We start from the raw sequence: 16,278 nt of genomic DNA on the forward strand, positions 1-16,278 counted from the left end.
ATGTTTGCCTCAGCCGCTGAAACTTTCCCTCTGACCGCTGCTCAGCGTGATATCTGGCTTGACCAGATCAGCCGTGGCGATTCTCCGCTTTACAACATCGGCGGCTACCTGCAACTGACCGGGCCGGTTGACCCGGCGAATCTGCATCGAGCGCTGGAACAACTGGTTGCCGCTCACGAAAGCCTGCGCACAGTGCTGATGCCGGGAGCAGGGGCGGATGGCTTGCCGCTTCAGTCATACGCTGCTGTCATGCCGCTGACCCTACCGTTACACGACTTCAGTGATCACCCCGAGCCGACCCGTGCAGCGCGAGCGCTGGTCAATGACCACATGCGGCTTCCATACGCACTGGATGGCAGCCCGTTGATCGATTTCCGCCTGATCCGTCTTGCCCAGGATCAGCACTGGCTGGTGGGCCAGGCCCACCATCTTATTCTTGATGGTTGGGGCTTCGGCCAGTTGTTCAAGTCCCTTGGCGAGCTTTACAGCGCATTGATGGCAGGTGAGCGCCTTGAGCTCAGTGCGCCAGGCTACCGCGCCTTCATTGCTGACGATGCGCAGTACCATGCGTCGAAGCGCTATTCGCTGGACAAGGCCTATTGGCTGGAAAAATACCGTAACCTGCCGGAACCGTTGCTGGTATCGCGCTATCACAACCGCCGAGCGACAGACCCGGCGCCGTCCCATGCCTGGGTGCAGGCACTTCCCCAGGCATTGCATGCGCGTATGAAGCAATTTGCCGAGCGCCACAATGCTTCGGCGTTTCATGTGTTGCTGGCGGTTCTGCATGTCTATTTCACGCGTACGGCGCAACGCGAAGAATGGATTGTGGGCTTGCCGTTACTCAACCGCAACGGCGCGCGCTTCAAGGCCACCCTTGGTCACTTCGCCCAGGTCAGTGCGGTGCGCATGGCCTTCGCCGACGGGCTGGACTTCGGTGCTCTGGTGGTCGAGGTACGTGACGCGCTGAAACGCGACTTCCGTCATCAACGTTTCCCCCTGAGCGAGCTCAATCGCAGCCTGGAGTTATCCCGCGAGGAGCGCGCGCAGTTGTTCGAAGTCTCGGTGTCCTACGAGCTGGAAGACCACGGTTACTGCTACGGCGAGGCTGAGGCACACACGGTAAAAGTCTCCAATGGCTATGAGGCGACGCCGCTGGCCATCCACTTGCGCACCAACAGCTACAACGACGATGCAGCGCTGCATCTGGTCCACCATCGCGCCTGGATCGAAGATACCGAGGCCCAGGCCATCGCCGGGCGTCTGCTACACATACTGGAGCAGGGCCTTGAAAACCCGACGCTCAAGCTTCAAGACTTCCACATTTCAGCGCCAGCTGAGCAATTGCAGATACAGGCCTGGAATCAGACTGAAAAAAATGCTGCCGAAGAGCAATTGATTCATCGACGCATCGAGCAACAGGCACGGACCCGCCCATATGCGGTGGCAGCGGTTTATCAGGGGCAACACCTGACCTACGCGCAACTCAACCGGCAGGCCAATGCGCTGGCTCAGCGCCTCATCTACCAGGGCGTCCGACCTGACGACCGCGTTGCCATCGTTTCCCGCCGTAGCCTGGAAACCCTGGTCGGGCTGTTGGCGGTCCTCAAGGCGGGCGCTGCCTATGTGCCCATCGACCCGTCACACCCACGCGAACGTTTGCATTACCTGCTCAGCGACAGTGCGCCGGTGGTGGTGTTGACGCTATCAACGCTGATCGACCGTCTGCCACCGCTGGCAATGCCGCTGATCGAGCTGGACCACTGCCCAGACAGTCAGGGGCCCGACAACAATCCGCAGGTGGCGGGGCTGAGCAGTGACAATCTGGTTTACGTGATCTACACATCGGGCTCCACCGGCCAGCCGAAAGGCGTGATGGTGGAGCATCGTACGCTGGCCAATCTGGTTGACTGGCATTGCGATGCGTTCGACGTGAAGGCGGGCAGTCATACGTCCAGCCTCGCCGGCTTCGGCTTCGATGCGATGGCCTGGGAGGTCTGGCCGACCCTGTGCGCGGGCGCAACCCTGCATCTGGCCCCGGTTCAGGAAGGCGGGGAGGACATTGAAGCGATGTTGAACTGGTGGCGTGCCCAGCCATTGGACGTCAGCTTCCTTCCGACCCCAGTGGCTGAGTACGCCTTCAGTCAGGACGAAGAACACCCGACCCTGCGCACTCTGCTGATCGGCGGCGACCGCCTTCGTCAATTCGTTCATAACCGCCGTTATGCCGTGGTCAACAATTATGGTCCGACCGAAACAACGGTAGTCGCCACCTCGGGCCAGGTACTGGCCAATGGCTCGCTGCACATCGGCGGCCCCATCGCCAACACGCAGGTTTACGTGCTCGATGAGCAGTTGCAACCGATGCCCGTGGGCGTTCCCGGTGAGCTTTACATCGGTGGTGCAGGCGTTGCGCGCGGTTACCTGAACCAGCCGCAATTGACCGAAGAGCGGTTTGTCGCCGACCCGTTCAGCAATGTCGAACAAGCGCGTATGTACCGCAGTGGTGATCTGGTGCGCTGGAACGCCGACGGGACCCTGGATTACCTGGGGCGCAACGATGATCAGGTGAAGATTCGTGGCATGCGCATCGAGCTGGGAGAAATCGAGGCGATGCTGGCCAGCCTGGAGGGTGTCAAGGATGCGGTGGTACTGATTCGCGACTTGCACCTGCTGGCCTGGTTCACTGAAACGTCTGCGGTCGACACCGACGCACTGACCCCTGCAATGCGAGCACGACTGCCGGGTTACATGGTGCCGCGCGCGTTCACGCGTCTGGCCGCACTGCCGTTGACGGCCAACGGCAAGCTTGACCGTCGCGCACTGCCTGACCCGGACCCGGCGTACCTGCTGGGTCAAGCTTACGAGGCCCCTCAGAGCGAGGTGGAAATCGCCATGGCGGCCATCTGGGCGCAAGTGCTGGGTGTGGAGCGGGTAGGGCGACACGATAACTTCTTCGAATTGGGCGGTCATTCATTGCTGGCCGTGAACCTGGTCGAGCAACTGCGCAAGGCGGGGCTGACGGCAGATGTGCATGCGCTGCTCAGCCAGCCGACACTGGCTGCTCTGGCCGCTTGGCAAAACGATGCTCAGGCATTCAAGGCACCTGCAAACCTTATCCCGCCAGGGTGCACCCGGATCACACCGCAGATGTTGAGCCTGGTTTCGCTTGAACAATCGGCCATTGATCGGATTGTCGCCAGCGTACCGGGCGGCGCGGCCAACGTGCAGGAAATCTACCCGCTGGCACCGTTGCAGGAAGGCATTCTTTATCACCATCTGACCGCCGAGCAGGGCGATCCGTACCTGTTGCAATGGCGTCTGGCATTCGACACGCCGCAGCGTCTGTGCGCGTGGGCCGATGCGTTGCAGCACGTTATCGACCGGCACGACATTCTGCGCACCTCGGTGGCCTGGGAAGGGCTGGAAAGTCCGCAACAAGTGGTCTGGCGCAACGCCGAACTGACCGTGCAGGCTATCGAGTTCGATGCCGAAGAAACAGAAATGGCGGTCATCGACCGCCTGCAAAGGCGCTTTGACGCCCGCCACCATCGACTGGACCTGTCACAGGCACCGTTGATGCGTCTGGTGCATGCCCATGAGCCGGCAAGCGGAGAAACAGTCGCCATTTTGCTGTTCCATCATCTGGTTCTTGATAACACCGCGATGGAAATTGTCAGCCGCGAGATGCAGACGTTGCTGTTCGGCCAGCGTTCTGACCTCAGAGTGCCGGTGCCTTATCGCAATTATGTAGCGCAAGTGCGGCTGGCCAGCGATGAGGCCGGTCACAGCGCGTTTTTCAGTGAAATGCTTGGTGATGTCGAAGAGCCGACCTTGCCGTTTGGCATACAGGACGTGCGTGCCGACGGCAGTGGCATCGAGGAGGATCGACGGTCACTTGATCACGCCCTTGCCCTGCGACTGCGCGAACAGGCGCGGCAACTCGGTGTGAGCGCTGCAAGCCTGATGCATCTTGCCTGGGCGCGGGTCCTCGGGGTGCTGGCCAATCGTCGGGACGTGGTGTTCGGCACCGTATTGTTGGGGCGCATGAGTGGCGAGGGGGCTGATCAGGCGCTTGGCGTATTCATCAATACCCTGCCGCTGCGGGTCGATACGGCGCTGACCACTCGGGCGGCCGTCAAAGCCGTCCATTCGAAGCTGTCTGCACTGATCGCTCATGAACAGGCTTCGCTGGTGCTCGCTCAAGGCTGCAGTGCCGTTGCATCAGGTTCGCCGCTGTTCAGCGCACTGCTCAATTACCGCCACAGTGCTGACGTAAAGCCACAGGACGGTGAAGGTCTCTGGCAAGGCGTGCGGGTGCTCGGCGGCGATGTGCGCAGCAACTACCCGCTGACGCTCAGCGTGGACGATCTGGGCGAAGGCTTCGACCTGCATGTCTTGGCGCTGCAAGGCATGGGCGCCGAGCGCATCGCTGGCTGGGTGCTCAATACGCTGGCGCATTTGCTGGAGACGCTGGAAGAGGCGCGGCCACTGAAGCTGGAAAACGTTTCGATTCTCGACGCCGAAGAGCGCAGCCATTTGCTGCTCGATTTCAACGATAGCGAACAGGGCTTTGCGCAGCATTGCACGGTGAATGAGCTGATCGAAGCGCAGGCAGCCAGCCGCCCCGACAGTCCTGCGGTGATTCAGGGCGGCAACGTCCTGACTTACGCACAGCTGAACGAGCGAGCCAATCGCCTGGCTCACCATCTTATCGGCCTGGGTGTCACAGCAGATGAACGGGTCGCGTTGTGCCTGCACCGTGGCCCGCAGCGGCTGGTCGCCATGCTGGCGGTGCTCAAGGCCGGAGCTGCCTACGTGCCGGTAGATCCGGTCTACCCGGCGGAGCGAATTGCTTACCTGCTGGAGGACAGCGCACCTCGCGTGGTCCTGACCGAAGACTCGACGCGCGATCTGGCGGGCAATACAGCGCAGTTGAACATCGAGCAGATCAACTGGCTTGAGGCGTGCGCCAGCAACCCGTCGGTAGCGGGCTTTGATGAGCATAATCTGGCTTACGTCATCTACACCTCCGGTTCAACCGGCCAGCCCAAAGGCGTCATGGTTGAACATTGCACGCTGGTCAACCTGGTCCACTGGCATTGCCAGGCGTTTGACCTGCAGGCTGGCAGTCATACGGCGAGCGTGGCAGGTTTCGGGTTTGACGCGATGGCCTGGGAAGTGTGGCCCGCATTGTGTGCCGGTGCCGTGCTGCATCTGCCGCCGGCACAGGTCGGCAACGAACACGTGGATGAGTTGCTCGACTGGTGGCTGGAACAGCCACTTCAGGTCAGTTTCCTGCCGACTCCGGTGGCTGAACAGGCATTCAGACGCCCTCGTCAGCACCCGACGCTGCGCACGCTGCTGATCGGCGGCGACCGTTTGCGTCAGTTTGACAGCGACCCGGGGTTCGCCGTGGTCAACAACTATGGCCCGACCGAAACCACCGTGGTGGCCACCTCGGGCGTGGTAAAGCCGGGTGGCGCACTGCACATCGGCGGCCCGATTGCCAATACCCGTGTTTACGTACTGGACGGGCAGTTACAGCCCGTACCGGTGGGTGTCATCGGCGAGCTGTACATCGGCGGAGCAGGGGTTGCACGGGGCTATCTGAACCGGCCGCAGATGACCGAAGAGCGTTTTATTGCCGACCCGTTCAGCGACAAGGCGCAGGCACGTATGTATCGCAGCGGCGACCTGGTGCGCTGGAACGCCGATGGCAGTCTGGATTACCTGGGGCGCAACGATGATCAGGTGAAAATTCGCGGCATGCGTATCGAACTCGGCGAAATCGAGGCGACCCTGGCCAGTCAGGCGCAGGTCCAGGATGCCGTGGTGCTGGTGCGCGGCGAACGTTTGCTGGCCTGGTTTACCGAAAACTCACCTGTCACCCCCGATGTCCTGCGTGAAGCGCTGCGCGCGCACCTTCCCGCGCACATGGTGCCGCTGGCCTTTACACGCCTGGACACGCTGCCCTTGACCAGTCATGGCAAGCTGGATCGCCGTGCCTTGCCGGACCCTGAACTGGAAGAACTGAGCGGGCAGGCCTACGAGGCACCGCAAGGCGAAACAGAGACCATCATGGCCGGTCTCTGGGCGCAGGTGCTGGGTCTGGAGAAAGTCGGACGGCACGACAACTTCTTTGAACTGGGCGGTCATTCGCTGTTGGCGGTCAGCCTGGTCGAGCGCCTGCGCAATGCGGGCCTCAGCGTCGATGTACGGGTGCTGCTCGGCCAGCCGACCGTTGCCGCTCTGGCCGCATCGGTAGGCAAAGGCCGTGAAATTTCTGCGCCTGCCAACCGCGTTCCAGCCGGTTGCACACACATCACGCCGGATCTGCTCAGCCTGACACAGCTCGATCAGACGACCATCGAGCGTATAGTCGCCACGGTGCCTGGCGGCGCGGCCAACGTGCAGGAGATCTACCCGCTGGCACCGTTGCAGGAAGGCATTCTTTATCACCACCTGACCGCCGAGCAGGGCGACCCGTACTTGCTGCAATTGCGCATCAACGTCGACAGCCCGGAGCGCCTGGCGGCGGTGGCCGACGCGCTGCGCAAGGTCATTGCCCGACATGACAGCCTGCGCACGGCAATCGTCTGGGAAGGACTCGACACGCCGCAACAGGTCGTCTGGCGTCAGGCTGATCTGCTTGTCGAGCGTGTATCGTTAGCGCAAATCGATGCGCCCGCAGGCTCGGCACGCTTGAACCTGAGCTGCGCGCCGCTGATTCGCCTGGCTTATTGCCCGGACGAGACGGGCTCTGGCCTTTCAGCAACGCTGATGTTCCATCACATCGTGGTGGACGCCACTGCGCTTGAGGTCATGCGTGAGGAAATGCTCGCCCATCTGCGCGGCGAACCCGGTCCAATGCAGCCCGCCGTGCCTTATCGCAACTATGTGGCGCAGGCGCGTCTGGGTGTCAGCGAAGCGGAGCACGAAGCTTACTTCCGCGAGCAACTGGGCGATATCGACGCGCCGACGCTGCCATTCGATCTGCGCGACGTGCAGGGTGACGGCCGCTCCATCGAACAAGCGCAGCAGGTGCTGCCTGACGCGCTGCTGCAAAGCCTGCGCGGCCAGGCTCGGCAACTTGGGGTCAGTGTCGCCAGCCTGCTTCACCTGGCATGGGCGCGCGTTCTGTCTGCGGCCACCGGCACTGACCGGGTGGTATTCGGCACTGTCCTGCTGGGTCGTTTGCAGGGCGGTGCGGGTGCCGACCGCGGCATGGGCATGTTCATCAATACACTGCCGCTGCGAATTGATCTGGGTAACGTCGGTATACGTGAAAGTGCACGCGCTACTCACGCCCGGCTTGCGGCGCTGCTGGGTCATGAACATGCGTCTCTGGCTCAGGCCCAACGCTGGAGCGGGGTGGCCGCGCCCTTGCCGTTGTTCAGTGCGATTCTCAACTACAGACACGCCGCAGGCCAGGCCCGTCAGGATGCGCAACTCGACGCGTGGCGCGGTCTGGAGATTCTGGCCAGCGAGAAGCACACCAACTATCCGTTGAGCCTCAACGTCGATGACCTGGGCGATAGCCTGCGCCTGAGTGTCACCGTGCCACCTCAAGTGGGTGCGCAACGTATCTGTGGTTATGTGCAACAGACGTTGACAGGCATCGTTGATGCGCTTGAATGCCAGCCGGATCTGCCTGTGCAGCATCTTTCCGTGCTGAACGCCGACGAGCGCCAGCGCTCGCTGGTCGACTTCAACGCTACGACGGTTCATCACGATCTTCAACAAACCCTGCAAGGGTTGTTCGAGGCGCAGGCAGTGCGCACGCCGCAGGCTGTTGCCCTGCGCGCCGGGCGTTCGCAACTGAGCTATCGACAGCTCAACGAACAGGCCAACTGTCTGGCCCATCACCTGATCGATGTGGGTGTGCGGCCCGATGATCGCGTAGCGATCTGTGTCGAGCGCGGCCTGTCGATGGTCGTTGGCCTGTTGGCCATTCTCAAGGCCGGTGGCGCGTACGTGCCGCTTGACCCGGGCTACCCGCGCGAGCGCCTGCAATACATGGTCAAGGACAGTGCGCCGGTGGCTTTGCTGGTGCATGCAGGCACGCGCAATCTGCTCGACGATGAACATACCCTGCGGGTCGACCTGGACAGCTCGACCTGGGACATGCAGCGCGGTGATAACCCGCGTGTCCCCGGCCTGATGCCGGATCATCTGGCGTATGTGATTTACACCTCGGGCTCCACCGGCACGCCCAAAGGGGTGATGGTCGAGCATCGTAACGTCAGCAATCTGGTGCAGTGGAGTTCTCGACTGTGCCCACCCACAGCGGCCAGCGCGTTGTTGCAAAAGACGCCGATCAGCTTTGACGCCTCGGTCTGGGAGATTTTCTGGCCGTTGAGCAGCGGTATCCCGCTGGTGCTGGCCCGCCCTGACGGCCAGCGCGATCCTGCGTATCTGGCGCAGTTGATTCAGGAACGTCAGGTCAGCGTGGTGCAGTTTGTTCCGGTGCTGTTGCAGCAGTTTCTCGACCTGCCACAAAGCAGCCAGTGCCTCAGCCTGACCGACATCGTCTGCGGCGGTGGCGAGCTGACCATCGCCCTGGCCGAGCAGTTACGCAAGCAACTGCCGCAGGCACGCCTGCACAACGTTTATGGCCCGACCGAAACCACGGTGGATTGCAGTGTCTGGACACTGGAACCCGACCAGGCCGTGCCGGAAAGTGCTTTGCCTATCGGTCGCCCGATCAGCAACACGCGGTTGTATGTACTGGATGCCTATGACCAGCCTGTGCCCTTGGGTGTTATCGGTCAGTTGCATATTGGTGGTGCCGGGGTAACCCGTGGTTACCTGAACCTGCCGCAAGCTGACGCCGAACGCTTTATCGACAGCCCCTTCGTGGCGGGCGACCGGCTGTACCGCAGTGGCGATCTTGTGCGTCAGCGGGCGGATGGCAACCTCGAGTTCCTCGGCCGCAATGACGATCAGGTGAAAATCCACGGGCTGCGTATCGAGCCTGGCGATATTCAAGCCTGCCTGACCCGTCATCCGGGGATTGAACAGGCCGTCGTGCTGGTTCGCGACGAGCGCCCGGGCGGCCAGCGGCTGGTGGCCTATTACACCGGCACGCCGCTGCCGGTCGAGACACTGCGTGAGGTGCTGCGTGCGCAACTGCCGGATTACATGGTGCCGGCACTGTTTGTGCACCTGGACGCCATGCCGCTGAGCCCCAACGGCAAGCTGGACCGCAAGGCTTTGCCTGCGCCGGGCGGCGATGCGCTACTGACCCGCCCTTATGAAGCACCGCAAGGCGAAACCGAAGCCTTGCTCGCCAGACTCTGGGGCGAGCTGCTCGGAGTCGGGCAAGTCGGACGACACGACAACTTTTTCGAACTGGGCGGGCACTCGCTGCTGGCGGTGAACCTGACTGCGCGCCTGCGCCAGGAAGGCATCGAGGCCGATGTCCGGGCGCTGTTCGAACAACCTACGCTGGCAGGCTATGCAGCCATCACAGAGAGCATGGAGATAATACTGTGAGCATCAACGAACTATTGGCGGCACTCAAAGCTCACGCTATTCACCTGACGGTCAAGGACGGACAACTGGTAGTGCAGGGCAACCGCCGTGCATTGACCGAAAACGGTCTGCTGGAGCACCTGCGCGAGCACAAGCCGGCGCTCATAGAACTCATCGAACAAGGCGACTACCAGAACAGCAAACGCGGCGCACTGACGTTGCCCGCCAATGGCATCCCTCAGGGCTGCGAGCAAATCACTGCGCAGATGCTGACGCTGGTGGAGCTTGATCAGGCAACCATCGACCAACTGCTGGACGCAATACCGGGAGGTGCCGCCAATGTGCAGGACATCTACCCGCTGGCTCCGCTGCAGCAAGGCATTTTGTACCATCACGTTACCGCCACTCAGGGCGACCCGTATGTGATGCAGGTGCAATTCGCCTTTTCTGATCAGGCGCGTCTGAAGGCATTCGCCCAGGCGCTGCAAACCGTCATCAACCGGCATGACATTCTGCGCACCTCAGTGCACTGGAACGGTCTGGAAACCCCGGTGCAAGTGGTCTGGCGTCACGCTGAACTCAAGGTCGATACCTCGCCGAGCGCCGAAGGCATAACCATGGTGCTGGGCCAGGCACCGCTGATGCGTCTGGTCTGCCATGAGCCGGCGCAAGGTCAGGGGGTGCAGGCCACGCTGCTGTTCCACCATATCGCCATGGACCACAGTGCGCTGGAAGTTGTGCGTCATGAAATACAGGCGTGCCTGTCGGGGCAGGCCGGGCTGCTGGGTGTACCTGTACCGTTCCGCAACTATGTCGGGCAGGCGTTGCTGGGCGTCAGCGAAGAACAGCATGAAGCGTTCTTCCGCGACATGCTCGGCGACCTCGACGAACCGACCCTGGCTTACAGCCTGCAGGATTTGAGCGGTGACGGCGATGAGCTCGAAGAGCACAGTGTCACGCTTGATCTGCTGCTGTGCCAGCGTTTGCGCGCTCAGGCGCGGACCCTGGGAGTAAGCGTCGCCAGCCTGTTTCACCTCGGCTGGGCACGGGTGCTGGCAGGCCTTGCCGGACAATCACGGGTTGTCTTCGGCACTGTGCTGATGGGGCGCCTGCTGGGTGCCGAGGCCACGGAGCGAGCGCTGGGCATCTTCATCAACACCTTGCCGCTGCGTCTCGATCTGAACGATCAAGGCGTGCAAGCAGCAGTACGGGCAACTCACCAGCGTCTGACCGCACTGATGCGCCATGAACACGCACCACTGGCACTGGCTCAGCGCTGCAGCGGGGTGCAAGCGCCGACGCCGTTGTTCAACGCCTTGCTCAACTATCGCCACAGTTCACCAGCGCAGGCTTCCGGTGAAACATGGCAGGGCATTGAGGTGCTGCATGCTCAGGAGCGCAGCAACTACCCGCTGGTACTGAGCGTCGATGATCTGGGCGATGCGTTTGGCTTTACCGCACAAGCCACCGCAGGTATCAGTGCGCAAAGCATTTGCGCTTACATGCAATGGACCATGGAAAGTGTGCTCGATGCGCTGGAGCAGACGCCGCAGATGCCCGTCGATCAGCTTGATATCGTGCCCGCCAGCGAGCGAGCGCAGCTTCTGCTCGGCTTCAATGATCGGCAGGCCGACTATGAACGCCGGCTGACGATTCACCAGCGCATCGAACACCTGGCAGAGCAACAGCCTGATGCGATCGCCGTGCAAGTGGGCGAGCAATGCCTCAGTTACAGCGAACTGAACGCGCACGCCAATGCGCTCGCCCAGCACTTGATCGGCATCGGCGTACAGCCCGACGATCGCGTTGCCGTGGTTGCACGACGCAGTCTGGAGACGCTGGTCGGCTTGCTGGCCGTGCTCAAGGCCGGGGCGGGCTACGTACCGGTTGACCCGGCGCATCCGGATGAGCGTATCGCTTATTTGCTGACTGACAGCGCACCGGTTGCGGTATTGACGCAACAGGCATTTGTGGAACGCCTTAACGGGGTTTCAGGGTTGCAAGGGCTGGAAGCACCGCTGATCGACCTTGACCTGGCGAACTGGCCGCAACAGCCAGGCAACCCGCACATCGATGGGCTCAATTCGACTCATCTCGCCTACGTGATCTACACCTCGGGTTCGACCGGTCAGCCCAAGGGCGTGATGGTCGAGCACCGGACGCTGAATAATCTGGTCGACTGGCACCGCGCCGCCTTCGATCTGCGCGCGGGCAGTCACACCGCCAGTGTGGCGGGTTTTGGTTTTGACGCCATGGCCTGGGAAGTCTGGCCAGCCTTGTGCGCCGGGGCGACATTGCACCTGCCGCCCGCCGAGATCGGCAATGAACAGCTCGATGCGCTGCTTGACTGGTGGTTGAGCCAACCGTTGCAGGTCGCATTTCTACCCACGCCTGTTGCCGAGTACGCCTTCAGTCGCAACCTGCGTCACCCGACCCTGCGCACGCTGCTGATCGGCGGCGACCGTCTGCGCCAGTTCCATCGTGATCCAGGCTTCGTAGTGATCAACAACTATGGCCCGACCGAGACCACGGTGGTCGCTACCTCAGGCCGCCTGTTCCCCAATGGCAGCCTGGACATCGGCAAGCCCATCGCCAATAGCTCGGTTTATTTGCTGGATAACCGCCAGCAACTGGTCCCGCTGGGTGTGGCAGGCGAGCTGTACATTGGCGGCGACAGTGTCGCTCGCGGTTACCTGAATCAGCCGCAACTGACTGCTGAGCGCTTTCTGCGCGACCCTTTCTCCGGACAACCACAGGCGCGCATGTACCGCACCGGCGACCTGGCGCGCTGGAACGCAGATGGCACGCTGGAGTACCTGGGCCGTAACGACGACCAGGTGAAGATTCGTGGCGTGCGCATTGAACTGGGTGAAATAGAAAGCCAGCTCGGCCAATTGCCAGGCATCGAGGAAGCGCTGGTCCTGGCTCGCGAAGATGAGCCGGGGCAACCACGGCTGGTGGGTTACTTCACTGAACGTGCAGACGCTCCCACCACCACAGTAGAGCAATTGCGTACCGCGCTGCTGGCCCGCCTGCCGGGTTATATGGTGCCCGGCGCATTGGTACGACTGGAAAGCTGGCCACTGACGGCCAACGGCAAGGTCGACCGCCGTGCATTGCCAGTCCCCGACCGCGATGCGCTGTCGACCGGGGAATACCAGGCACCGCAAGGTGATCTGGAGAACGCACTGGCCCTCATCTGGAGCGAATTGCTGCAGGTCGAGCGGGTAGGGCGTCATGACCGGTTCTTTGATCTGGGTGGCCATTCGCTGTTGGCCATGCGTATGGTTTCTCAGGTGCGCCAGCGTCTGTCACTTGAGCTTGCCCTTGGCGACCTGTTTGCCGACAGTTCGCTGATCGCGGTGGCGCACTGCCTGACGGCTGCCGCGCGCAGCCAGTTGCCTGCCATCGACGTGCAGCCACGCACCGGCCCTGTTCCGCTGTCTTCTGCTCAGCAGCGCATCTGGTTCATGGCGCAAATGGAAGATGCCAACAGCGCCTACAACATCTCATTGGGCCTGAAACTGAGCGGCCCGTTGGACAGCCGTGCCTTGACGCATGCGCTGGAACGCATTGTCGCCCGCCACGATAGCCTGCGCAGCCAATTCAGCCAGGAAGACGACAAGGCCTGGGTGCAGGCGGCGTCCGTCACTGTAGTGCCCGATATTGGCTGGCAGGATTTGCGTGGCCAGGACGCGGGGACCTTACAGGCGGTAGTAAAGGAAGAGGCAGCGCAGCCCTTCGATCTGCACCGCGACCTGCCGATTCGTGGTCGCTTGCTGTGCCTGGCTGAAGACCGTCACGTTTTGCTGCTGACCGTACACCACATCGTTGCCGATGGCTGGTCGCTGGGTGTTCTGACCCGTGAACTTACCGCGCTTTATCAGGCGTTCAGTCAAGGTCAGGATGATCCGCTGCCTGCGCTGACGCTGCAATATGGCGATTACGCAGTGTGGCAACGTAACTGGCTGGATGCCGAACGGTTGAGCCATCAGGGCGATTACTGGCAGCAGGCACTGGCGGGTGCGCCGGTACTGTTGACCTTGCCCACTGACCGTCCACGGCCTGCGCATCAGGACTATACCGGGGCCAGTGTCACGCTGGATCTCGATCCGCGCCTGAGCAGCGACCTCAGGACCTTCTGCCATGAGCAGTCGGTGACACCGTTCATGCTGTTCATGGGGGCCTGGGCCGCATTGCTGACGCGCTTGTCCGGCCAGGAGGAAGTCGTCGTCGGCATGCCGGTTGCCAACCGCCGCCATGCCGAAATCGAAGGCCTGATCGGTCTGTTCGTCAATACCCTGGCCGTGCGTGTCGATACCTCGGGCGAGCCGGATGCTGTGACGCTTCTGGCCCGCATCAAGGCCCGCGTTGTGGCAGCGCAGGACCATCAGGACCTGCCTTTCGAGCAGGTGGTGGAGCGCTTGCGACCGCCCCGCAGTCTTTCGCATAGCCCTTTGTTCCAGGCATCACTGACCTGGGACGGCAGCCAGGGTCTGGATTTGCAACTGGGCGACATGCACCTGGAACCGCTGGAAGAGCAGGCCGCTTTCGCAAAATTCGACCTTGCGCTGAGCGTCGGCGACAGCGCCGATGGTTTCCGCTGCATCGTGGAATATGCGACAGCGCTGTTTGACCGCAGCACCATCGAACGCTATCTGGGTTACCTGGAGGCGATATTGAGCGGCATGGTCGCCGACAGCCAGACGGTCGTGAACCACATTCCGCTCTTGTCGGGTAGCGAGCGTCGGCAGTTGACCGACGGTTTCAATGCACCCGATGCGGTTTACCCGCAGGGGCTGACCCTGCACAGCCAGTTTGAAGCACAAGTGCAGCGCACGCCGGATGCGATTGCCGTGACGTTCGAGGATACATCCTGGAGCTACGCGACACTCAACGCCCAGGCCAATAAAATTGCACATCGCCTGATCGGCATGGGCATCAGTGTGGATGACCGTGTTGCCATCTGCACGCAACGCAGTCTGCAAATGATCGCGGGCCTGCTGGGCATTCTCAAGGCCGGTGGCGCCTATGTGCCACTGGACCCGGCTTACCCACTCGAGCGTTTGGCCTACAGCCTCGGCGACAGCGCGCCAGTGGCGTTGTTGAGTCAGCGGTCAGTGCAGCACGCCCTGCCGGTGTCAGATGTGCCGGTAATCAGTCTCGACGATGCCGATTTGCAGGACGAGTCCGCCTCTAATCCGCAGGTGCCGGTAAAGCCCACAAGCCTGGCTTATATCATCTACACCTCTGGCTCAACCGGTCAGCCCAAGGGTGTGATGATCGAACACCGCAACGTTGCACGACTGTTTTCGGCCACCGAAGACTGGTTCGGTTTCAACGAACAGGATGTCTGGGCACTGTTCCATTCGTTCGCCTTCGACTTCTCGGTGTGGGAAATCTGGGGCGCATTGCTGCACGGCGGACGTTTGTTGATCGTGCCGCAACTGGTCAGCCGCTCCCCGGAAGACTTCTACAACCTGCTGTGCAGCGCAGGAGTTACGGTGCTCAACCAGACGCCGAGCGCGTTCCGGCAACTGATCGCTGCCCAAAGCGAGAACGAGCAGGCGCACTCGCTGCGCCAGGTGATTTTCGGCGGTGAAGCACTGGAAACAGCGATGCTCAAGCCGTGGTATGCCCGCAACGTGAACGCCGCAACACAGCTGGTGAACATGTACGGCATCACCGAAACCACGGTGCATGTGACCTATTACCCGTTGCAGCCCGAAGACGCCATGCGTGTCGGTGCCAGTCCTATCGGCAAGCGTATTCCCGATTTGCAGATGTATGTCCTCGACGCCCGCGGCGAGCCGGTGCCGGTAGGCGTGGTCGGCGAACTGTATGTTGGCGGTGCCGGTGTGGCGCGGGGTTATCTGAACCGTGAAGCGCTCACGGCCGAACGTTTCCTCGACAACCCGTTCAGCACTGCACCGGATGCGCGCATGTACCGTACCGGCGACCTTGGACGGTGGATGGCAGACGGTAGCCTGGAATACATGGGCCGTAACGACGAACAGGTCAAGATTCGCGGTTTCCGTATTGAGCTGGGTGAGATCGCGTCTCGCCTGAACGATCATCCGGATGTCATCGACGCGGTGGTAGTGGCACGCGAGGATGTGCCGGGCGACAAACGACTGGTTGGCTATTACACCTGCGGTGAAGATAAAACCGGGCTGGATATCGAGCAGTTGCGTGCCTGGCTGTCGGGGCTGCTGCCCGAATACATGGTGCCTGCGGCTTTTGTAAGGCTGGCCAGCCTGCCAGTCACGGCGAACGGCAAACTGGACCGCAAAAGTTTGCCGGCACCGGATCGCGACAGTATCGCCAGCCGAGCCTATGAAGCGCCGCAGGGTACGATCGAAATCGCCCTGGCCAGCCTCTGGGCCGAATTGCTGCATGTGGAGCAGGTTGGGCGTCAGGATAACTTCTTTGAACTGGGCGGCCACTCATTGCTGGCTGTGACCCTGATTGCGCGTATGCGTCGTCTGGACATGCGTGCCGACATTCGTGTTCTGTTTGTTCAGCCAACACTGGCAGCACTGGCTGACGCCGTCGGTCGCGACACTGAAGTCAAAGTGCCGGCCAACCTGATCGATGCGCACTGCCAGCGCATTACACCCGAACTGCTGCCATTAGTAGCGCTGGATCAGCCAGCCATCGACCGTATCGTCGCGAAGGTGCCGGGCGGTGCCGCCAATGTGCAGGATATTTATCCGCTGGGCCCCTTGCAGACAGGCATTCTTTACCACCACCTGACCGCCGGGGACAGCGATCCCTATCTGTTGCAGCCGCAGTTTGCGT

General features: G+C 61.7%; 2 protein-coding genes (1 of these 2 cut by a window edge). Both read left to right on the forward strand.

Going from position 1 to position 16,278, the window contains the following annotated elements; genetic code table 11:
* Nucleotides 1-9,498, forward strand: a complete 9,498-nt coding sequence (locus tag KP808_RS12460) for a non-ribosomal peptide synthetase (protein WP_230018713.1) — start codon at nucleotides 1-3, stop codon at nucleotides 9,496-9,498.
* Nucleotides 9,495-16,278: the start of a non-ribosomal peptide synthetase gene (locus tag KP808_RS12465; RefSeq protein ID WP_230018715.1), read on the forward strand. The gene runs 11,003 nt beyond the window's last position; only the first 6,784 of its 17,787 coding nucleotides appear in the window; it begins with the start codon at nucleotides 9,495-9,497; its stop codon lies off the right edge, out of view. The genes KP808_RS12460 and KP808_RS12465 overlap by 4 nt, the downstream gene beginning before the upstream one ends.

The sequence above is a fragment of the Pseudomonas savastanoi genome, assembly GCF_020917325.1.
GTDB classification, from domain to species: Bacteria; Pseudomonadota; Gammaproteobacteria; order Pseudomonadales; family Pseudomonadaceae; genus Aquipseudomonas; species Aquipseudomonas amygdali.

Coding starts and splice junctions, on each gene's coding strand:
- KP808_RS12460 (WP_230018713.1), top strand. CDS start 1: ATGTTTGCCTCAGCCGCTGAAACTTTCCCTCTGACCGCTGCTCAGCGT.